The sequence below is a fragment of the Acetobacter sp. UBA5411 genome (assembly GCF_002409645.1).
GTDB lineage: Bacteria > Pseudomonadota > Alphaproteobacteria > Acetobacterales > Acetobacteraceae > Acetobacter.
This window is the reverse complement of record NZ_DHNR01000043.1, coordinates 18,888-38,764: the sequence shown is the minus strand read 5'-3', so window position 1 is coordinate 38,764 and position 19,877 is coordinate 18,888. Positions and strand designations below refer to the sequence as shown.

Here is a 19,877-nt window from a genome sequence, read left to right as displayed (position 1 = left end):
TGCATGATCATCAACTCACGCTAGCGATAGACCTTGTCCTTCGCCGGTCCCAAACACATCTACAGTATTTCAAGATTGATTGGCGGACCCGAAAGGATTCGAACCTTCGACCTTTGCCTTCGGAGGGCAACGCTCTATCCAGCTGAGCTACGGGTCCACTGCGCGCCTTACTACAGCAGACAGGCCGTGTTTGCCAAGAGGATAAACGCGCCAGCAGAAACCCTCTTCTTCAAGGGAGAGAAAGCCTGTCTATCTCGGACGGCAGCAGACCGAACGGTCCATTCACGTCGTGTCCGCCGCCCTGTTCAGCAGCCCATACTCCGGCAGAAACATCCCCTCCGGATGGGAGCAGAGCATCAGGCTGCTCCAGCCAGGACAGGATATCCGCCACAACACGCCTCCCTGCCCTCTCCCGCAGCAGCAGATGATGGCCACCCGGAATCAGGTCTCGTCTTACAGAAGACGGGAAACGTCTCCATGCCTTCGCCATAGCCTGGGCCGGGACGAGTTGATCGCGGTCTCCATACACAACGAGCGTTGGGAGCTTCTGCCATTTGGCCGCGTGAGCCGCCTGCGTCATCAGATCAACGAGCCCTTGCAACGCGACAAATTTGGTGACGTGAAGCGTCAGAGGGTCGAAATAGAGCCGTCGTAGCGCCTCGATATTATCACTCGCGACTACATGAACCGGCAGTTCCCGCCCAGAAACACTCCCGTCCGGCGCAATGGCAGCTAGAAGATGAGCGGACGCACGGCCGACTAGTCCTGTATCCCAGACCGCTGGCGCCAGCAGAACCACACCAGAAAGAGGAAGAGCATCTGAATGGCTGGCCACAATCATTGCAACAGCACCACCCATGCTTTCGCCCATCAACCATACAGGCTTTCCCGGATGCTCGGCCGCAAGCTGCTTCAGTTCTTCCCGCACATCGCCGACCAGACGGTCTGAACCGACCCAGCCGCCACGATCCGGGGCGGCTCCGAAGCCTCGCAAATCCGGAGCCCAGACGCTGAAACCTGCGTGAGCGAATGCTGGTGCCGTCGTCTCCCAGGCGTCGCGGCTGTCATTGAAACCATGCAGCGCCAGAATCACGCCTCTTTCAGCGCCCTCGGCAGGCCAGATACGAAGAGGAATAGGGGCGTGATCAGATAGCGTCAGCACACGGTCAGGCGGCACAAGCCGGGCGTATTTCGCGTAGCGGGCTGACGCCTTGATATGCGGCTCCTGAGCGCATCCTGCCAGCGTCAGCGTGGTCAGGATTAAGGTCGCCAGTCGCCTCGAAAATCGCATGATATGATGAAAGCCAGACAAAAGAGCGTGCGGATGGTTTGAACTCACGGCGTTCATGCGTATCATCGCGCACCCGACAGGCCAACCGGTGTGTCTCCCTGAAGCCGGTTTTCCGACCATCTCACAGGATCATGTTCATGCTTATTCAGCCTACCAACCCGACCCCACGGCCCCGGCTCGGCCATGTCGAAACAGTGATCGTGCAGAACCGCAAGATTTCCTGCGATGGCGGGCTGGGCGCGCTCGGACATCCCAAGGTCTGGCTGAAGATTGGCGGTGACCAGACATTCTGCCCCTATTGCTCCCGCCTCTTCGTGCTGGACCCGAACGCCACGCCGGACAGCGCGCACTGAGGTTTTTTACTCTATGAACAAAGCGGGCATGCCCCACCTGATTCTGGTGGATGGCAGTGGTTTCATCTTCCGGGCGTTTCACGCCCTCCCTCCCATGAGCAATCCGGAAGGCATACCGGTCAACGCCGTGTATGGCTTCTGCAACATGCTGACCCGCCTGATGCGGGAGCATGTCGGGACACATCTGGCCGTCATTTTCGATGCCGGACGGGTGACGTTCCGCAACGAGATCTATGCGCAATACAAAGCGCATCGACCGGACGTGCCCGAGGATCTGATCCCGCAGTTCGGGCTGATCCGTGAAGCGACCGCAGCCTTTGGTGTGCCTGGAATCGAGCTTGAGGGATATGAAGCCGACGACCTGATCGCCAGCTATGCCCGCTTTATCGAACAGACCGGCGGCCACTGCACCATTGTCTCCTCCGACAAGGATCTGATGCAACTCATCGCCCCTCAGGTCGAGATGATGGACCCGATCAAGCAAAAACCGATCCGGGCCGAGGAAGTTGAGGCAAAGTTCGGCGTCGGACCGGATAAGGTCATCGACGTGCAGGCCCTGATGGGCGACCCGACCGACAACGTGCCCGGCATACCGGGGATCGGTCCAAAAACGGCCTCCGCGCTGGTCAGTGAATTCGGTGATCTGGAGGCCGTGCTGGCCGCCGCGCCGAATATGAAAAAATCCAAGCGTCGTGACTCGCTGATCGAGCATGCAGAAGCCGCACGCATTTCGCTCAAGCTTGTCACGCTGAAAAACGACGTTCCCCTGCCCGTTCCCGTTGCCGATATGGCCGTGCAGGAACCGAATGACGAAGCGCTGGGCGACTGGCTCGACCGGATGGGTTTCCGTTCGATCCGTCACCGCTTCGGGCTGGGAGACGGAAAGCCTCTGGCGCAGGCGGCGTCCGCTGCTGCCATGCGTTTCGCCAATGGCGGTTCCCACTCAACTGCAACGCCTCCTCCCGAGCAGGTTCCCTATAGCGGTTATGAAACCGTCACGGATCTTGTCACCCTTCAGAAATGGATTGCCGAAGCCCGCACTGCCGGTGTCTGCGCAGTGGACACGGAAACGGATGGCCTTGATCCCCTGAAGGCGCGGATGGTTGGCCTCTCGCTGGCGACGGCACCGGGCCGCGCCTGTTATGTTCCACTGTTGCATGAAGGCACATTGGAAGCGCCCGCCGGACATCAGATTTCCGTATCGGAAGCCGTAGCTGCGCTGGAGCCATTATTCACGGACTCATCCGTGCTCAAGGTTTTCCAGAACGCCAAGTTCGACATTCTGGTATTTCGTGGCGCAAACGCGGCTCCGATCGCACCAATCGATGACACGATGCTGATCTCCTACGCTCAGTCAGCCGGCTTACACGGTCAGGGCATGGATGAACTCTCCAAGCTGCATCTGGGTCATGTGCCGATCACTTACGATCAGGTCACGGGAACGGGCCGCAACCGGATCCCCTTCCAGCAGGTGCCGGTGGACAAGGCGACAGCCTACGCCGCCGAAGATGCCGATGTAACGCTCCGTCTGTGGCTGAAGCTGCATCCACAGTTACGCATCAACAAGGCGCTGGCTCTGTATGAGGGTTATGAGCGTCCGCTGATCTCTGTGCTCAGCGACATGGAGCAAACTGGCATCAAGGTCGATGCTCACGAACTGCGCCGACTTTCGGAAAATTTCGAAGGCCGCATGGCCACCATCGAGAAAGAGATTCACGCGGTTGCCGGCCGTTCGTTCAATGTCGGCTCGCCCAAACAGCTTGGTGAAATCCTGTTCGATGAAATGGGACTTCCCGGCGGCAAGCGGGGCAAGACCGGCGCATGGAGCACGGACTCTTCCGTTCTGCAGGACTTGGCAGATCAGGGGCAGGAACTTCCTGAAAAGATCCTCGCCTGGCGTCAGCTTTCCAAGCTGAAAAGCACCTATACAGACGCCCTACTCAAGCAGATGGACCCTGCCACAAACCGGGTTCACACCACCTTCCAGATGGCCATCACCACGACGGGCCGCCTGTCCTCCAACGATCCGAACCTTCAGAACATCCCCGTTCGCACCGAGGAAGGCGCGCAGATCCGCAAGAGCTTCATCGCCCCGGAAGGCAAGGTTCTGCTGTCCGCCGACTATTCCCAGATCGAACTGCGTCTGCTAGCCAGCGTCGCGGATGTGCCGACATTGCGGGAAGCGTTCGCTCTGGGGCAGGACATTCACGCCCGCACAGCCGCCGAGGTGTTCGGTGTGCCGCTTGAGGGCATGGACCCGCTGACCCGTCGACGCGCCAAGGCCATCAATTTTGGCATCATTTACGGCATTTCGGCTTTCGGTCTGAGCAAGCAGCTCGGTATCTCCATGGGCGAGGCCCGCGCCTATATCGACGCCTATTTCGCCCGCTATCCCGGCATCCGGGACTACATGGACGAGCGGAAGATCGAAGCAAAGGCGCATGGTTATGTCGTGACGCCACTTGGACGTCGCTGCTACGTGCCCGGCATTACGGCGAAGAACGGCGCACAGCGTTCCTATGCTGAGCGTCAGGCGATCAATGCGCCGTTGCAGGGCGGTGCGGCGGACATCATCAAGCGCGCCATGGTGCGGCTGCCGCATGCTCTGGCGGAAGCCGGTCTTCCTGCCACCATGCTCCTGCAGGTGCATGACGAACTTCTGTTCGAAGTGGAAAAGGATGCGGCGGACGAGACCGCAGTTCTGGTAAAGAAAATGATGGAAGGCGCGGCGGATCTGCCCGTGCCGCTGGTTGTCGAGACCGGCATTGGAGCCAACTGGGCCGAGGCGCATTGATGAACACTTCCACACCTCCGTCCGACCCGAACAAGAAACGGGGCAGAGGCGGTCTGATCATTACCTTGGTGATCACCCTTCTGGCGTGTGTTGGCGGATATGCCGCCTACAAGGCCTCGGACACCATGGGGCCGGTTGTCTCGTCAAACGGCAATGAGGTCGGAGGCAGTTTCCGTCTGATGGATTCCTCGGACGGAACCATGACTGACTCGCATTTCCGAGGGCGGTGGATGCTCGTCATGTTTGGGGCAATCCATTGCACGGACGATGCCTGCACACCGGCCCTCACGCGCCTGAGCACCGCCCTTCAGGCCGTCGATCCGAGCCGCAAGCTATTCGCGCCTCTGTTCATCAGCCTTGACCCGAACCGTGATCTCGCAATGAATCTCCGGCAGTACGCCCTGAAATTCAATGCGAAGATCATCACCGGCACGGCTGCCCCGGCCACGCTGGAAGCCGTCGCCAAGGAGTATCATGCTCCGATCGTAAAACACCCTGATTCTTACTGGGAATATACTTACGAAGTCTCTCCGCGCATTGTCATCATGAATCCCGAAGGACGTTACGCGGGGACAATCGAGACCGCAGCCAGTGCTGATGAAATGGAAAAACGCCTGCGTGCCCTGCTGGAGCAGCACTGACGGATGCATCGTGGTTTTCGATCTTCTTTCGGAACGCCGTCGTTCTTTCGTGATGGGACGGACGTTCTTCCATTCCCTTCACTCTTAAAACACCAGCGCCCTACGTCAGGTATCAGAACAGAGAGAAGGCTCACCTTCTCCGCTCTGGCCTACTGTCTGGCGCTGACCGCAACGCCGCTTCATGCGGCGACCATCGTCCCCGGTGCGCCGAACAGCCCAGAGACCGGCGGTGTCCTGCGTATAACAGCCGAAAATTCGGGTGGAACGCTCGATCCACAGATCAGCTACGTTCACATCACCTATCAGATGGAAGCCATCGTCTATGACGGGCTGACCACCTTCGCCAAGACGCCCAGCAAGCTCAGTAGTCACGCCATTCCGGACCTTGCTGAAGCTCTGCCAGAACCGCAGGACGGTGGGCGAACCTATGTGTTTCACCTGCGCCACGGCATCCGTTTTTCGAACGGCAAGGAAGTGACGCCTGATGACGTAGTTGCCTCCATGCAGCGGATTTTCAAGGTGAACAGCCCGACCGCAGGCCCCTATTACAGCCATATCGTCGGTGGAGAAGCCTGTCTGAAAGACGCTGAACACTGCACGCTTGCCGGCGGTGTGGAGGCCGATGACAAGGCGTGGACCGTCACCTTTCATCTGACACATCCGGATGCCGAGTTTTTTGACCGGCTGGCGTTCCAGCACGCTTCCATCCTGCCTGCCGACACCCCCGCTCACGACACGGGCAATGACGCCCCTCTCGGCACCGGCCCTTATAAAATCGTCTCCTACGAGCCGAATTCCGGCCTGAAGATGGAGCGGAATCCCTACTTCCGGCAATGGGATGCTGTGGCCCAACCGGCTGGCTATCCCGATGAAATCCACTACTCTTTCGGGTTAGACCCGGAAGCCGCAGTCACGGCCATTGAGAACAACCAGTATGACTGGATGCTGGAAAGCGTGCCGCTGGACCGACAGGCGGAAGTCGGCGCGCGTTTTTCAGACCGTGTGAAACTTATTGACCAGCTCGTGATCTTTTACGCCGCGCTGAACGTGAACCAGCCCCCCTTTAACAATGTCCGCGTGCGACAGGCGCTGAACTACGCGCTGAACCGCAAGGTCGTGGTGATCTATAATGGCGGCCCAGCGGTCTCCACGGCGGCCTGCCAGATGCTGCCGACGGGCGCGCCGGGATATGAGCCGGGCTGCGCCTACACAAAAGGCGCATCTCCGGAACATCTAGCGCCCGAGTGGAAAGAACCCGATCTCGCGCTGGCGAAAAAGCTGGTTGAGGAAAGCGGCACCAAAGGCCAGAAAGTGGTCATTGTCACGCCGGGTTCAGGCGGCTCGGGCGCCATCGCCAACGAGATCCGCGCCACGCTGGTCGATCTGGGTTATGTCGCCTCCGTGCGTCCCATCACGCCAGTGATCGAATTCAGTTATATCCAGAACAGCGATAACAAGATGCAGATTGGACTGACGGGCTGGAGTGCAGATTATCCTTCCGCGTCCTCCTTCCTGCGCACGCTGTTTTCCTGCGCGACTTTCATTCCGCACTCAAGCGATTCGATCAATGCCTCCCAGTTCTGCGATCCTAAACTGGACGCGCTGATGGACAAGGCGGCGGAAGTCTCGCTGACCGACCAGAAGGCGGGCGATGCGCTGTGGGCCGAAGCCTCCCGCGCGCTCATGGCGCAGGCTCCGGCGGTGCCACTCGACCAGACCCGCCGTGTGGCTCTGACTTCTTCCCGCGTGCATGGGACATTCGATACACCGATTTATGAGGCGGTTTTTTCTCAGGTGAAGCTGCGCCGGGCGGGAGACCCACCGTGAGCGGTGTGCAGGAAACAACGCCTCCCGGACCATGGCGAAGCGCGTTTCGGGTGCTGGCGCGCAATCGTGCTTCGATGGTGGCGCTGGGCGTGCTGGGCCTCATGGTGCTGCTCAGTCTGCTCGCCCCGTTCTACGCGCACCACATCGCTCACACGGACCCGTTCCGCGCCAATGTCGCCGGGTCGTTCATGCTGGACGGGAAAACCATCGACATCATGCAGCCGAATGACAATCCGCTGCATCTGGGTCTGACGCCTGCGGGCCCGACATGGAACCCGTCCGCCTACATGCTCGGTTCGGACAGTCAGGGCCGTGATGTGGCGGCGCGCCTGCTGTATGGCGGCCGAATTTCCCTGCTGATCTCCTTCGCGGCGGCGGCGCTGTGCATCGTTATTGCCAGCGTGGTGGGTATTCTTGCGGGCTTCTTCGGCGGAATTGTGGACATGGTGCTGTCACGCATCATGGACATCATGTGGGCCGTGCCGGTCTATCTGTTCGCCATTTCGCTCTCGATCGTGACCATCAGTGACGGGCTGCATCTTGGGCCGATCACGCTGGAAGCCGACAATCTGATCATCCCCATCGCCATTATCGCGCTGGTCTACATGCCCTACGCCGCCCGCCCGATCCGGGGACGCGTGATGGCACTGCGGAACGCCGATTTCGTTATGGCGGCGCGGAGCCTCGGCGTGCCCCGCTGGCGTATCCTGTTGGTGGACATCCTGCCCAACGTCGCCAGCTCCATCGTCGTACTGGCCCCCCTGCTGGCTGCTTTTGCGCTGCTGACTGAGTCCGCTCTGTCCTTTCTGTCCATCGGCGTACAGGCTCCAACTGCCTCGTGGGGCACGATCATTCAGGATGGCGAAGGGCTGATCTACTCCCGCCCCATGGTCGCTATCGCGCCGGGTCTGGCCATTGTCATCGTCGTGGTGGCGCTGAATGTGCTGGGCGACGGGCTGCGAGATGCGCTCGACGTGCGCGAGACCAGCAAGAGGGGCGCGTAATGCTGAAGGCCCTTCTCCAGCGGTTCGGGCAGACCATTTTCGTGCTGTTTGGCATTTCCGTGCTGGTATTCCTGGTGTTTTTCGCCACGCCGGGCGCGGATCCGACCTCTCGTATCGCCGGCAAGAACGCCTCGCCCGAGACCATCGCCAAGGTGCGGCAGGAATACGGCTTCGACCGCCCCCTACCCGTCCAGTATGCGACCATGATGAAGAAGCTCTTCATTACGCAGGACCTGACGTCCTACGCTAATCGTGGCGAAAAGGTCGTGCCTGAACTGATCAAGGCCGCGCCCGTCACACTGTCGCTCGCAACCGGTGGCGCTGTGATCTGGGTGGTGGTGTCCATTCTCATGGGCACGGTCGCCGCGGCCTTTCGCGGCACATGGATCGACCGGACGCTGATGGCCATCGGGTTGATTGGAATCTCCATTCCGGTCTTCTGGCTCGGGCAGGTCGCCAATCTCATCACGCAGGCGCGCTATCATGACACATGGCTGTTCTCATGGGTGCCTGCGCTCGGTTATGTGCCGTTCGCGGAAAGCCCGGTCGGCTGGTTCAAGGCGCTGATCATTCCGTGGTGTACGCTCGCGGTGCTGTTCATCGGAGTTTATGCCCGCGTGCTGCGCTCGGACCTTGTGACCGTATCAGGCGAGGATTTCATGCGCACGGCCCGCGCCAAGGGACTGTCCCCGACGCGCGTGTTGCTGGTGCATGGTCTGCGGACGTCCATGATCACCTTCGTTTCCCTGTTCGGCATGGATTTCGCCCAGTTGATCGGTGGTGGCGCGCTGCTGACGGAAGTGGTGTTTGGTCTTCAGGGTGTCGGGCGACTAACCTATCAGGCGCTGTCGGCGCTCGATCTGCCGCTCATCATGGCTAGCGTGATGTATTCCGCCGTATTTGTCGTGCTGGCGAACGCGCTGGTCGATGTGATCTACATCTTTCTCGACCCGAGAGTGCGCGATGGCCGGTGATGCTCCCCTTCTCGACGTGCGCGATCTCTGCGTGAGCTTCCGTTCGGGCGGCCGCGATGTGCCGATCATCGAGAATATCTCGTTTACCGTGTGCGAGCGGGAAATCCTTGGAATTGTTGGAGAGTCCGGGTCGGGCAAGAGCGTGACGGCCATGGCCATCATGCGTCTGATCGACGATCCGGGCGTCAGTCTACGCGGCTCTGTCCGGTTCCGTGGGCAGGAACTGACCACGCTGCCGCAGAAAGCATTCCGGCACATACGCGGCCGCGAAATCGCGATGATCTTTCAGGACCCAATGACGGCATTCACACCGGTTTATACGATCGGATGGCAGATCGACGAGGCGATCCGCGTGCATGAGCGTGTCTCAAAGTCCGAGGCCCGCGCACGCACGGTCCGGCTACTCGGTGACATGGGCGTGCCTGACCCCGAGCGCACAGCCAACCGCTATCCGCACCAACTCTCCGGTGGCTTGCGCCAGCGTGCGATGATCGCCATGGCGCTGTCCTGCAATCCGGCACTGCTGATCGCTGATGAGCCGACCACGGCGCTGGACGTGACCGTGCAGGCGCAGATTCTTGATCTTCTGCGTAATCTCCGCATAGATTACGGATCGGCTGTCATGCTCATCACGCACGATATGGGCGTTGTGGCGGAGACCTGTGACCATGTGATGGTGCTGTATTCCGGACGTGTGGCCGAGCGCGGTCCTGCATCGGCTATTTTTGAGCAACCTGCGCACCCTTACACGGCGGCGCTGCTGGATTCCATTCCGCCGCTGACCGGACCACGTCCCGTGCGCTTGCCGTCCATCGCGGGCGCGCCCCCTGCCCCGCTGGAACGTCCGTCTGGATGCGCCTTCGCGCCACGCTGTCATTATGCGCATGATGCTTGCGCCACCCTGCCACCACTCGTTCGGTTTGCCGAACAGGATGTCGCGTGCGTTCTACCGGGTGAAGGAAAAGCGCTGCCGCCGCGTATTCTCCACGGAGCCGAGGCATGACGGATATTCTCAAAGCTGTCGAACTCTGCAAGGACTATCGTCTTCCGCGTGGCAAGACATTGCAGGCGCTAGACAACGTATCGCTTACTGTCCGCTCCGGCGAAGTGCTGGGTCTTGTGGGTGAGTCCGGCTGTGGCAAATCCACGCTCGGACGTTGCCTGCTGCGCCTGACCGATCTGTCTTCTGGCACAATCCTGTTCGAGGATCAGGATATTTCCAGAATGAACGACCATGCCCTTCGTCCCGTGCGGCGACGGATGCAGATGGTCTTTCAGGATTCCTATGCCGCCCTCAACCCCAAACGACGGATCGGCGATCTTCTGGCCGAGCCGTTGCGGGTCCACCCCGATGAAAACGGCCAGAAACGCAGCCGTCAGGTGATCGAGGCCCGACTTTATGAACTGATGGACCTCGTCAGCCTGCCGCGTTCCGCTCTTACCCGCTATCCACACGAGTTTTCTGGAGGACAGCGTCAGCGGATCAACATCGCCCGCGCATTGGCACTCTCGCCACGCCTGATCGTGGCGGATGAACCGGTTTCCGCTCTGGATGTGTCGGTGCAGGCCCAGATCGTCAATCTGTTCACTGATCTCAAGGAACAGCTTGGCCTCACATACGTTTTCATCGCGCACGATCTGGCCGTGGTCAGGCAGATTTCGACGCGTGTGGCGGTGATGTATCTCGGCGCGATCGTGGAACTTGGCGATACCGACACGGTCATGCAACGTCCGGCGCATCCTTACACAGCAGCCCTGATTTCCGCCGTGCCACAGCCGGTCATTGGAGCCGATGACAGACGTATCCTGCTGCATGGCGATGTGCCTTCACCAATCTCGCCACCTTCAGGGTGTCGTTTTCACACACGCTGTCCCAAAGCGGAAAGTCGCTGCGCGCAGGACGCTCCACAACTCCGCTTGATCGGCAATAATCACGAAGTCTCCTGTCATTTCCCGAACATCTGATTGAAACCAGGCATCCCCGCTCAGGCAGCAAGCAGGGGACAACATGCTCCGGGTCTCAGTCCCAGTTCAATCATGGCCCCTTCCCTTACGTCCATGTCCGCCCGATCACGCGGCATATCGACCCACAGGTCAGTATTTCCCAGCTTCACCAACAGTCTGAGACTGTGACCATGAAAGGCTATTGAGGAAATCGTTCCTGAGAAGCTATCGGGCGCTCCCGGTTTCATTCGGATAATATCTTCAGGACGGATGGCAAGCGTCAGCGCCGTACCGGGCATGGCCGCCAGTTCCGTTGAAGCCGTTACGACCGGGCGCCAGTCTCCTGTGAGCTGAAAACGTATCCCGGAAGTTTCACGCTGAAGATATACACCAGACAGCAGATTGGTCGTGCCGATGAACCCCGCGACAAATCGTGAGGCCGGGCGATCATAGAGCGTGGCAGGATCCGCAATCTGTTCGATATGGCCCTTGTTCATGACGGCAATCCGGTCGGAGATCGAAAGCGCCTCTGTCTGATCATGTGTGACCATGACAAAGGTTGTTCCCAACTCCTTCTGCAACCGCTTGAGTTCATTCTGCATGTGTTCGCGCAAACTCGCATCCAGAGCGGAAAGCGGCTCGTCCAGCAGCAACAACTGAGGTTCACAAACCAGAGCCCGTGCCAGCGCCACGCGCTGCCTTTGCCCACCCGACAGGCTCCCGACCCGCGCCTCAGCCTTGTCGGGAAGCCCGACAAGCTCAAGAGCCTCTTTTACTTTCCGCAAACGCTCACGACCGGAAATACCTCGCAAGGTCAGGCCGAACGCGATATTTTCCTGCACATTCATGTTGGGAAACAACGCGTAATCCTGAAAAACCGTGTTCACCGGTCGATCAAAGGGCCGAAGAGGCGTTATGTCACGCTCGTCGAGGAATACTCGGCCCGACGTCGGCATTTCAAAGCCGGCAATGATCCTCAGAGTGGTTGTCTTTCCACACCCGGAAGACCCGAGGAGACTGAGAAACTCGCCCCGCTCTATCGAAAGGCTGATACTATCCAGGCCAACCGAACCACCCGGAAAGACCTTGTTCACACTATCAAGCCTGAGAAGTGGTCCCGTGCTCATGATCTTTCTCCGGTTTACTCGTATTGACCCACAGAATTTCAGCAATATCCTGTGTATTGTTAGAAAAAGAGTGATCGAGGCAGCTCCGGAAGGCGAAGCTGTCACCTTTTCCTAACCGGTAATGAACACCATCAATCCACAATATCAGTTGGCCTGACACAATATATCCGAATTCATGCCCCGCATGCGTATATGATCCGGACGTAGCACCCGGCTCCACCACGACCAGCATACCGGTCAGAGCCGCCGATGGAGGAGAGAGCAGACTCTTGCTGATGCCCTCCGAATAGACCGGAAGCGTTTTGCGGGCACCTGCTGGCACACAGTATAGATCATGCCGGGGTTCACCCGCGTCTGAGACAAGTTCTTCCGGTTCTACTGACAGGGCTGCCGCAAGAGGCCACATTACCTTGACGCGTAGGGAAGACAGCCCTCTTTCAATCTGGCTGAGTGCACCGACAGATATTCCCGCCCGTCCTGACAGTTCAGCAAGAGACAGTCCCTTTTCTAGTCGAAGGGCACGCAGTCTCCGGCCGATCAGGATATCAGCTTCCGAGACTTCCGCGCTGCGCGCGATGTAACCCGCTGTCATCCCATACTCCTTCCGAAATCGACCTCCCCTTCTGACAGGAAGAGGAGGTCAGCTTCCGGCTTCAGCCGCCAGCCTTGATCTTTTCAAGCATTTTCGCCAGCTCTTCAGCCTGCTTCATCGGACCGGTAAAGACCGTCTTTTTCAGCATGTCTTCCGGATTGGTCGGGAGCTCCAGTTCTTTCAGTTTCTCTGGTGTCTCGGCTGCGAACGCGGTTGAAGTTGAAGACCCGTAACCGTTGTTTTCAATCAGATGCTTTCCCGAAGAGGCTTCAAGACGACTGTTGATGAAATCGTAAGCCAGATCCTTGTTCTTCATGCCCTTGATGAACACAAAGCCACAGGCCCAAGTCAGCATACCTTCCTTCGGATGCATGAACGCAACCGGCACACCCTGTTTCTTCAGCGTCACGGCCGACGCATTCCATGTCATGGCGGCCACGAAGGCGCCGCTGGCCAATGACTGCTCGACGGATGTCATATCCGTTGTGTAGGCCGCCATTAGCGGACGCTGTTCACGTAGCTTGTCGGCCACCTTGTCGAGGTCGGCAGGGCTGAGGTCAAATGGATTGACCCCTGCCACAAGCGCTGCCACGACGGGCGTATCGTGGACGGCGTCAATCGTAGCCATACGGCCCGCGTAGCGTTTATCCCACAGTAGGTTCCAGCTCTGTTCAGCGTCAGGCAGCAGATCCGTGCGGTAAAGAATGGATGTATTGCCCCAGTCCCATGGGACCATCCAGACTTTTCCGTCTCCGGCCTGAATGTCGGGAAGATTGCGGAAAATGGGAAAGATATTGTTCCAGTTTTTGATTTTTGCCGTATCGATCGGCTCGATCATTCCAGCTTTCTGCCACCGGGCGATCTTGTCATAGCAGGGATGAGCCAGATCAGGACGAAAGCCCGCTTTCAGTTTTGTAAAAGCATCGTCATCATCACCAAAAACAGAAATACTAACTGAATCCGGATGCGCCTTTAAATAGGCTTCATCATACTCCGGCAGTTCATATCCCGACCATGTCAGATAAGTCAGCTTTCCCTCTTCCGCCTGTGCGAGAGAAGGAAGAGTGAGAGACAGCGCCAGCGCAGAACAGGCAAGAGTTTTTGCAACCATGGAAAAACGATTTGTCTTCATGATGTCTTCTCCCTTTTTGATACCTTTGGATGATTACGCGTTCTGCCCTCTTCGACGTATCAGCTCGGAAAGGACGGCGACGACAACACTCACCGCCAGAATGACACTGCCCAGCGCCATGACGATTGGAAGTGACCTCGGGAAACGGAGCTGCCCCCAGATATAGACTGGCAGTGTGGGCTGCGATCCGGTGAGGAAAAAAGCGATGATAAATTCATCGAAACTGGTCAGAAAAGCCAGCATGAACGCTGACCCCATGGCGGGCGCTGCCATGGGCAGCAGGATACGCCGCATCAACGTCCATTCCCGTGCGCCGAGATCTTCCGCCGCTTCCGGAATCGAACGGGAAATTCCTGCAAACCTCGCATGCATGACCATCACGGTTGCGGGCATGGCCAGCAGAATATGCCCACAGATAATGGCACCAGCGGATGGGCCGATTCCCACAAGATTAGCCACGATCAGCATGGCGATACCGATGATGACACCCGGTATCAGAATGGGAAGCTTGACCAGAAATGAGAGGAGTTTGGAAAACCTGTTTCGGATGAACACATCCGCATAAGCGATCGTGATCCCGCAGATCGTGGCGAGAGCGGCTGATGTCAGTCCGACTTTCAGGCTGGTGAAAAGAGCATTTCTTACGCCTTCATTATGAAGAAGGGTGCGATACCAAGCAAAAGTGAACCCCTTCAGTGGAAACGCTGCCTGAATGGAATCATTGAAGGAGAACAGCGGTATCAGGCAGATCGGCAGGTAAAGAAAGACAAGATAGCAGAATACATAGGCCCACAGGAGAATCCCTGAGGATGAGGACTGACGGGCGGGAATAACAGGCAATCTCATAACCTGCTCTCTTTTCCGGCTTCGGTTTTTCTCAGAAGAGCGATTAGCCCTGCAATGACCAGCATGACAGCAACGGAAAGTGCGGCTCCAAACGGCCAGTCATTTGCCCGGCCAAACTGCATTTCGATCAGAGAGCCTATCATCACACTCTGCGGTCCACCCACGAGCGCCGGTGTTACGTAATCGCCCACTGTGGGGATGAAAACCACCATGATGGCGGTCAGGACACCCGGAAACGAATACGGAAGAACGATACGTCGGAAGGCCGTCAGAGGGCGGGCTCCCAGATCGGCAGCCGCTTCCAGCAGAGAACTGGGCATACTTTCCAGCGCGGTGTAAATCGGCAGGATGGCAAACGGTGCATAGGCGTGCGCTAGTGTCACGACAACGGCCGCTGGTGTGTTCAGAAAGGCCAGCGAGGGTTCGTGAAGCAGTCCTGTTCCAACCAGAAATGAATTCAGAACGCCGTTATAAGCAAGCACGATTTTCCACGCGAAGACACGCAGAAGATAGCTGGTCCAGAATGGAAGAGTGACAAGAAACAGGACCAGCTTGCGGTAACGTCCACCATGAACTGCGATGCAGTAAGCGACCGGGTACGCAGCCATGACCGTCGCCAGCGTTGCAAGCCCCGCCAGCATCACGGACCGCAGAGCGATCCTCGCATAGAGCGGGTCTGTAAGGATGGTCAGAAAGTTCGAGGCCGTCCAACCGCTCCCAAGCAGCGATCCATCGTTGTGTCGAAATGCAAGGAAAGTGACAAGACTTAATGAAAAGACAACCAGCCCGAGCCCAAGCACAGTGCCGGGAAGAAAAATGCCACAACGGAAAAGCATGCTTCCCGCTCCGGACGTTTTATCGGGCTTGGTGAATATCACTCAGGCGATCTCTCAAATATGAAATCATGATGCAGAGTTTCATATAAGAAGAAATCTGGTCAATATGTTTTTGCATCAAAACGAAAAATAGATGACGAAAAAAAAATAACCTTTGAAATCATATTGTTAATATGTATTCGGGACTATACAGACGATGCCCAACCATGCAATTGTTTGTTTTTTAGTGGCCGGATTATAACTCAATTCAGTTCCCAAGAACCAACAGCACTCACCTTGAACGCGCGGCCAATCATTACAATGACCAGTCACCGAAGCTCTTGTTGCCGGATTTACTGCAAAGCATTGGTCTAACACTCCTGTTCGCTGAAATACTTTTTTCTGCACAGTCTGCGCAGTAAGTTCGGACAACACACATGACCAAAAACAATCTCGCAAAAAGCGGCTTTTACGATAATCTGTATCCCGTTGTAGGAAAGCCTAAAATCAAGGCTTCTCTACAACGAAATCTTAAAATCAGAAATCAGCTTTGATAGAACCGAAAGCGGTCCTCGGCATACCAAGGATCATGGACTGGAAGCTGTAGCCACTTGCTGAATCCAGTGGATTTCCATTTTCTCCCATCGTGGCCACATAATACTGGTTGGTGACGTTGTTGAGGTTGAACGCCACAGTCAGACCTTTCACAACACCTCCCAGTCGCGTCCCGTCATCCGAGGGTTTCTTGACGTGCCATTGCAGGCCAAGATTGGTGAGCCAGTAACCGGGCGCATGAATTTGTCCTGAATAATCGTAATTTCTATGGCCGATATAGTTACCCTCGATATAAAAGCTCAGGCTACGCCAGTCGTAAGCGAGATTTGCCTTGTACATGAACCGCGGATAGTTCACGACCTGCTGATTCTTGGTATGGTAGGCGACACCCTGCTGTATGATATTCTGATCATAAACTGCATGATTATAGCTGATACTGTTTGAAATCGACAGATTACGGATCGGCCGAATAACAAATTGTGCGTCCACTCCGTTCATGGTTATACCGCCGACATTCTGGACAGCCGATACCGGGTTGAGCAGCGACCCGGAAGTGATCTGCTGAAGACGGTTGAAATAATTGGTCCGATAAGCATAGACCGAAGCATCCATCAGACGGTCCGAGTAACGATAACCGATGGCATACGTCCAGTCTTTTTCAGGCCGTATTGAATTGTGGCTCATGTTATAAGCTGCTTGCGTGACTGCGAAAGGTGAAGCTGAAAGCTTGAATCCTGATTCCATGTATGTACGAGCGTTCTCTGAAATATCAATAAATATATCATGATTTTTCAGGAATCTGTAGTCGACACCAATATGCGGAAGAAAAGCCTTCGCCGTGGTGAGGCTTTCTCCAGAAGTGATGCTTCCGCTTGAAGCGCCGTAATAGGCACTGCTCATATATCCATCGCCGACCCTTTGTGTCGAAAGAATGGATTTGAAACCAAAATGCAGGGCAAGATTCTGAATAGGCCGGTAAGTATCGTTTACAAACGCCGTAAAAGTATTGGAATTATAGTTCTGGTTGAATATCTCGGCAAAAGGCTTGCCGTAATGCCCGAGATTATTCGGAATCCCTCCCACGATCTGACCATTGACGACATTGGGTTGCTCATATGCCCACATTGAAGACTGGTAGGAGTTGTTTTCATACCAGACACCAAGGCCAATATGGTTTCGGGCAATGTCGTAAGACATCTTGGACAGAATACCGAACCGACGGAAAGAGGGTTCCTTGACAATTTCACTGAGTGGCGAACCATTGGGCGACGGGAAATAAGGCGAATTCCAGCCGGTTTTCTGAATATCAGCGTGACCGTATGCAGTCGTGACCCATTTCAACCGGTCTGTCAGAGTCAGATCCGATTTCAGATACCCCATGAAACCGTGCTCATTGGTCGGTCCGTCATAATAGGACGCGTCCAATGGATCGGACAGTTTATCGAACCCTTTGGGATAGATCCCTTTACTGGCATTAACGGCCGCCAGATATCCACTGGCCTTGCCGTTATAGTAATTGTCCACCTTATATCCCAACTTCTGGATCACTTCCGGTGACAAGTCCTGATATTCGTAAGAATGCATGTCATAATAATTGAAATACGCTGACAAGGCGCTTTTCTGTGCAATCGGCTGGATCAGCTTGGCGGTAGCCTGCTGCGAAAACTGTTCCCCCGCGCCTTTCCATTTCTGCTGGTCATTCCGCAGGTAGGAAACGTAGAACCGCGTTCCCGTCGGGTTCAGGTCACCGCTGTCTATCCGCCCATAGGTATGGTACATCGAATAACTGCCGAACCCTTGCTGAAGGGAAGCCCCCAGCTTGTGGGCAGGATCGATGGACCGGTAGGCAAGTGAACCGCCAAGATTATTACTTGCCGCAACCTCCTCAGCGCCCGCCGACTGTGAGACATCGATTCCAGCGACATTTTCCGGCGCGACCGCAAGGGTAGGATTGACACCGTTGTAGTTACGATAAGTCATTTCCCCAAGAGGCATGTCATCCAGCGTGACGCCGACATCCTTCTGGGCAAAGCCGTGCATGTAGATCTGCGTTCCCCATGTGGACGCCCCCAACGCATCGGCGGACTGGAAATTGATCCCCGGCGACTGGTTCAGGGCTGCCATTGGGTTCATGCCCGGAGACAGGCGAGCGATTGCGGCGCGGGAGACCAGGATATGGCCAGCGGGCGCACGACGACGGATGGAAACCTTGATCGCCTCTCCTTCACCAGAGGCCTCCATGGAGGTCGGCGTCTTGTGTTTCCGCGCCGTTACGGCTGGTTTCGACGCGATTTTGGGCGAGCCGGACGCCTGAGGGCCATGCGTGCCGGCGGCAAAGGCGTCATTGTGGAACAAGGGATAAGAGGACAAAATTGTTGTCATACAGAGTGCAGATAAAAAGACAGTTTTTCTTTGTATCGTGAACAATCTCTTCACAGACAGGACGCTCCTCTCATTGAGCTCACAGGCTCGTTAGGATGCGGATTCGATAGCTTTTATGTTACGATATCGGAATAAAAAAACCGACGGTTTTCAGGCGTATTGCGACAAAGCTGTTTCTTTGCCGGATCGTCGCCTCAAACAGGAACTAGAATCGCTCGTTTCATTTTTGATCGGATTTTTACGTCTGCAGTTTTCTGAACAGAATATTTTAGGAAATTGCCTGAATATAAAATAAAATTTTAAATATCGCACGACTGCGTGAGATCTTGGCTCTTATCACGCATGTGAAGGCTATGCCTGATCCCGGTTGCAGAATGATCCAGCGAACTGAACTTCGCTGTCGTTCAGGATGGTATGCCCCAATAAAACAGAGCGCGCAGATGATCCTCAGATCGTTTGACTGTTGGCATTGAACACAAGGTGCAGCATCGCAAAACCACTGACCCGGACATCCCATCTCAAATGGCTGGTAGGCAAGCTAACCAACCATCAGAAATCATCCGATATTATTTGCTATATAGTTGGTCAAACACGCCGTTTTCACTGAAATGCTTTTTCTGCACAGTCTGCCATCCGCCAAGACTTGCGATATCAAACGTCTCAATCTGCTGGAAAACGCCTTTGGTGTCAGCAAGGATCGCAGGGTCAACCGGCCGATAATAGTGCTTCGCACCGAGCTTCTGGGCTTCCGGTGTGAAGAGAAACTCCGCATAAGCGGTCGTGACGGCTTCGGAGCCATGCGCTTTGACGTTTTTATCAACGACAGCAACCGGCGGCTCGGCAAGCACGCTGACAGACGGCACAACGATATCAAACTGGTCCGGCCCAACATCGCGGGCCGCAAGCAGCGCCTCGTTTTCCCACGCAATCAGCACGTCACCCAGATGACGCTGCACAAAGGAGTTTGTCGCTCCCCTCGCCCCCGTATCGAGAACGGGCACATGTTTGAAGAGTGCTTTCAGGTAGTCCTTTGCAGCGTCTTCTGACTGCCCATGTGTGCGGAGCGCCCAGCCCCAGGCGGCAAGATAGTTCCAGCGTGCGCCGCCAGAGGTCTTCGGGTTGGGAGTGATCACCGATACATCGTCACGGATCAGGTCGGGCCAATCATGGATGTTCTTCGGATTGCCCTTGCGAACCAGAAATACGATCGTGCTGGTAAAGGGCGTGGAATTGTGCGGCAGGCGTTTCTGCCAGTCTGTCGCGAGCAATCCGTGCTGGGCCAGAATGTCGATATCGTAGGCCAGACCAAGTGTGACGATATCAGCCGGAGCGCCTTCCAGAACAGAACGCGACTGCGCACCGGAGCCGCCATGCGACGTTTTCACCAGAACCCGGTCATCAGGATGATCCTTTGACCAGAATGCAGAAAAAGCCTTGTTGATATCAGCGTAAAGTTCACGCGTTGGATCGTATGAAACATTCAGGAGCGACCAACTGGCGGCGTGCGCTGAATGCCCGCCTCCGATAAGACCGGCCACACCAGCGGCAACGCTTCCTTTGAGCAAAGAGCGACGGCTGAAAGCAAGAGTGTTCTTCATGA

The 19,877-nt window shown here is 56.4% G+C and carries 16 protein-coding genes and 1 tRNA gene; 8 read left to right on the top strand and 9 right to left on the bottom strand.

Features of this window, described 5'->3' with window-relative positions; translation table 11 throughout:
* Positions 1–80: 80 nt before the first annotated feature.
* Together B3759_RS16105 and B3759_RS16100 are read right to left on the bottom strand one after the other, a co-directional pair.
* Positions 81–157 (bottom strand) — tRNA-Arg (locus B3759_RS16105).
* Between the two features lie 72 nt (positions 158–229).
* Positions 230–1,357, bottom strand: coding sequence for an alpha/beta hydrolase (locus B3759_RS16100; RefSeq protein ID WP_408736508.1), 1,128 nt, complete (start codon positions 1,355–1,357; stop codon positions 230–232).
* A 71-nt stretch (positions 1,358–1,428) separates the two neighbouring features.
* Here B3759_RS16100 and B3759_RS16095 point away from each other — a divergent pair, with 71 nt between their 5' ends.
* From B3759_RS16095 to B3759_RS16060, 8 genes are read left to right on the top strand one after another with little or no spacing between them, the layout of a single operon-like run.
* On the top strand, positions 1,429–1,644 hold the full coding sequence (locus B3759_RS16095; RefSeq protein ID WP_010666503.1) for a zinc-finger domain-containing protein: 216 nt from the start codon (positions 1,429–1,431) through the stop codon (positions 1,642–1,644).
* Between the two features lie 13 nt (positions 1,645–1,657).
* Entirely contained in the window at positions 1,658–4,438 is a 2,781-nt protein-coding gene (gene polA, locus B3759_RS16090; RefSeq protein ID WP_291367570.1) for a DNA polymerase I, read from the top strand.
* Entirely contained in the window at positions 4,438–5,079 is a 642-nt protein-coding gene (locus B3759_RS16085; protein WP_291367568.1) for an SCO family protein, read from the top strand. Before polA ends, B3759_RS16085 begins: the two co-directional genes overlap by 1 nt.
* A gap of 3 nt (positions 5,080–5,082) precedes the next feature.
* Entirely contained in the window at positions 5,083–6,906 is a 1,824-nt protein-coding gene (locus tag B3759_RS16080) for an ABC transporter substrate-binding protein (protein WP_291367566.1), read from the top strand.
* Positions 6,903–7,910, top strand: coding sequence for an ABC transporter permease (locus B3759_RS16075; protein ID WP_291367564.1), 1,008 nt, complete (start codon positions 6,903–6,905; stop codon positions 7,908–7,910). Before B3759_RS16080 ends, B3759_RS16075 begins: the two co-directional genes overlap by 4 nt.
* Positions 7,910–8,884: an ABC transporter permease gene (locus tag B3759_RS16070; RefSeq protein ID WP_291367562.1), complete on the top strand. Its 975-nt coding sequence runs from the start codon at positions 7,910–7,912 to the stop codon at positions 8,882–8,884. Before B3759_RS16075 ends, B3759_RS16070 begins: the two co-directional genes overlap by 1 nt.
* Positions 8,874–9,887, top strand: a complete 1,014-nt coding sequence (locus tag B3759_RS16065) for an ABC transporter ATP-binding protein (RefSeq protein ID WP_291367560.1) — start codon at positions 8,874–8,876, stop codon at positions 9,885–9,887. The genes B3759_RS16070 and B3759_RS16065 overlap by 11 nt, the downstream gene beginning before the upstream one ends.
* Entirely contained in the window at positions 9,884–10,849 is a 966-nt protein-coding gene (locus tag B3759_RS16060) for an ABC transporter ATP-binding protein (RefSeq protein ID WP_291367558.1), read from the top strand. Before B3759_RS16065 ends, B3759_RS16060 begins: the two co-directional genes overlap by 4 nt.
* Before the next feature lie 20 nt (positions 10,850–10,869).
* On the opposite strand, the gene B3759_RS16055 is transcribed toward B3759_RS16060, so the two are convergent.
* From B3759_RS16055 to B3759_RS16025, 7 genes are all read right to left on the bottom strand, one after another.
* On the bottom strand, positions 10,870–11,955 hold the full coding sequence (locus B3759_RS16055; RefSeq protein WP_291367556.1) for an ABC transporter ATP-binding protein: 1,086 nt from the start codon (positions 11,953–11,955) through the stop codon (positions 10,870–10,872).
* Positions 11,927–12,547, bottom strand: coding sequence for a cupin domain-containing protein (locus tag B3759_RS16050; protein WP_291367554.1), 621 nt, complete (start codon positions 12,545–12,547; stop codon positions 11,927–11,929). Before B3759_RS16050 ends, B3759_RS16055 begins: the two co-directional genes overlap by 29 nt.
* Positions 12,548–12,608: 61 nt before the next feature.
* Entirely contained in the window at positions 12,609–13,679 is a 1,071-nt protein-coding gene (locus B3759_RS16045) for an ABC transporter substrate-binding protein (protein WP_291367552.1), read from the bottom strand.
* 33 nt (positions 13,680–13,712) lie between these two features.
* Complete coding sequence (locus tag B3759_RS16040) at positions 13,713–14,525, bottom strand: ABC transporter permease (RefSeq protein WP_291367550.1); 813 nt, start codon at positions 14,523–14,525, stop codon at positions 13,713–13,715.
* Entirely contained in the window at positions 14,522–15,361 is an 840-nt protein-coding gene (locus tag B3759_RS16035; RefSeq protein ID WP_291367548.1) for an ABC transporter permease, read from the bottom strand. The genes B3759_RS16040 and B3759_RS16035 overlap by 4 nt, the downstream gene beginning before the upstream one ends.
* 516 nt (positions 15,362–15,877) lie before the next feature.
* Complete coding sequence (locus B3759_RS16030) at positions 15,878–18,265, bottom strand: TonB-dependent receptor (protein ID WP_291367546.1); 2,388 nt, start codon at positions 18,263–18,265, stop codon at positions 15,878–15,880.
* Positions 18,266–18,843: 578 nt separating this feature from the next.
* Complete coding sequence (locus tag B3759_RS16025; RefSeq protein ID WP_291367544.1) at positions 18,844–19,875, bottom strand: sulfate ABC transporter substrate-binding protein; 1,032 nt, start codon at positions 19,873–19,875, stop codon at positions 18,844–18,846.
* Positions 19,876–19,877: the final 2 nt, after the last annotated feature.

Coding starts and splice junctions, on each gene's coding strand:
- B3759_RS16040 (WP_291367550.1), bottom strand. CDS start 14,525: ATGAGATTGCCTGTTATTCCCGCCCGTCAGTCCTCATCCTCAGGGATT.
- B3759_RS16035 (WP_291367548.1), bottom strand. CDS start 15,361: ATGCTTTTCCGTTGTGGCATTTTTCTTCCCGGCACTGTGCTTGGGCTC.
- B3759_RS16025 (WP_291367544.1), bottom strand. CDS start 19,875: ATGAAGAACACTCTTGCTTTCAGCCGTCGCTCTTTGCTCAAAGGAAGC.
- B3759_RS16050 (WP_291367554.1), bottom strand. CDS start 12,547: ATGACAGCGGGTTACATCGCGCGCAGCGCGGAAGTCTCGGAAGCTGAT.
- B3759_RS16100 (WP_408736508.1), bottom strand. CDS start 1,357: ATGATACGCATGAACGCCGTGAGTTCAAACCATCCGCACGCTCTTTTG.
- B3759_RS16085 (WP_291367568.1), top strand. CDS start 4,438: ATGAACACTTCCACACCTCCGTCCGACCCGAACAAGAAACGGGGCAGA.
- B3759_RS16055 (WP_291367556.1), bottom strand. CDS start 11,955: ATGAGCACGGGACCACTTCTCAGGCTTGATAGTGTGAACAAGGTCTTT.
- polA (WP_291367570.1), top strand. CDS start 1,658: ATGAACAAAGCGGGCATGCCCCACCTGATTCTGGTGGATGGCAGTGGT.
- B3759_RS16080 (WP_291367566.1), top strand. CDS start 5,083: ATGCATCGTGGTTTTCGATCTTCTTTCGGAACGCCGTCGTTCTTTCGT.
- B3759_RS16095 (WP_010666503.1), top strand. CDS start 1,429: ATGCTTATTCAGCCTACCAACCCGACCCCACGGCCCCGGCTCGGCCAT.
- B3759_RS16065 (WP_291367560.1), top strand. CDS start 8,874: ATGGCCGGTGATGCTCCCCTTCTCGACGTGCGCGATCTCTGCGTGAGC.
- B3759_RS16060 (WP_291367558.1), top strand. CDS start 9,884: ATGACGGATATTCTCAAAGCTGTCGAACTCTGCAAGGACTATCGTCTT.
- B3759_RS16070 (WP_291367562.1), top strand. CDS start 7,910: ATGCTGAAGGCCCTTCTCCAGCGGTTCGGGCAGACCATTTTCGTGCTG.
- B3759_RS16045 (WP_291367552.1), bottom strand. CDS start 13,679: ATGAAGACAAATCGTTTTTCCATGGTTGCAAAAACTCTTGCCTGTTCT.